This is a genomic window from Streptomyces sp. DH12, from assembly GCF_020873895.1.
GTDB lineage: Bacteria > Actinomycetota > Actinomycetes > Streptomycetales > Streptomycetaceae > Streptomyces.
The window spans coordinates 1-958 of the sequence record NZ_JAHWGT010000130.1 but is presented as its reverse complement, the minus strand read 5'-3'; the positions used below and the strand labels follow the sequence as shown (position 1 = coordinate 958).

Sequence of the window (958 nt, the reverse complement as noted above, 5' to 3'; positions counted from 1 at the left end):
GCAACAACCCCGCGTTCGTGACGGCCACCGCCGCCCTGGAGGCGTACTGGGCGGACGGCTCCGCGATGGAGAAGCAGACCCGTCAGCGCGGCGAGCAGGTGGAGCAGGCGATGATCGCCATCACCGAGGAGAACCTCGCCGACGTCAAGGAGTACCGCGGCCGCGGCCTGGTGTGGGGCCTGGAGTTCCACGACAAGCAGCGCGCCGGCCGTGTGGCCGGGCGCGCCTTCGAGCTCGGTCTGCTGATCGAGACGTCCGGCCCGGAGAGCGAGGTCGTCAAGCTGCTTCCCGCCCTGACCATCACCCCGGACGAGCTGGACGAGGGCCTCAGGGTCCTCGCCCGCGCCGTCCGTGAGACCGCCTGAAGCACACACCCCCAGCCGAGGAGGCATCGCAACACCGTGATCGTCCGTTCGTTCAAGGAGATCGAAGGCACCGACCGGCACGTGAAATCGGCGTCCGGCACGTGGGAGAGCAAGCGCATCGTCCTCGCCAAGGAGAAGGTCGGCTTCTCCGTGCACGAGACGATCCTGTACGCGGGCACGGAGACGGACATGTGGTACGCGAACCACATCGAGGCCGTCGTCTGCACCAAGGGCGACGCCGAGCTGACCGACCGCGAGACCGGGAAGACGTACCACATCACGCCCGGCACCATGTACCTCCTCGACGGCCATGAGCGGCACACGCTCAAGGTCAAGGAGGACTTCCACTGCATCTGTGTCTTCAACCCGCCCGTGACCGGACGGGAGGACCACGACGAGAACGGCGTCTACCCGCTGCTCACCGAGGAGGTGTGAGTCACCGTGACCACGACCACGCACGTCACCGATCTCTACCCGACCCGCGGTGCCACCGAGGTGGTCACCCCGCGCCAGGACCCGGTCGTCTGGGGCTCCCCGGACACGCCCGGTCCGGTCTCGGCGGGTGACCTCCAGGCGCTGGACCGCGACGGCTT

2 protein-coding genes and 1 pseudogene are annotated in these 958 nt (G+C 68.4%); all 3 read left to right on the top strand.

The genetic code is table 11. The features are described from left to right. Positions 1 to 365: aminotransferase class III-fold pyridoxal phosphate-dependent enzyme (locus LPA54_RS32980; protein WP_228984423.1), on the top strand; the 365-nt coding region annotated here is incomplete at its 5' end. A gap of 36 nt (positions 366 to 401) precedes the next feature. Beyond that, positions 402 to 800 (top strand): ectoine synthase, encoded by a 399-nt coding sequence (locus LPA54_RS32975; RefSeq protein WP_004932953.1) that lies wholly within the window; start codon positions 402 to 404, stop codon positions 798 to 800. A 6-nt stretch (positions 801 to 806) separates the two neighbouring features. Continuing rightward, positions 807 to 958, top strand: a pseudogene (locus LPA54_RS32970) (ectoine hydroxylase); the annotation flags it as partial.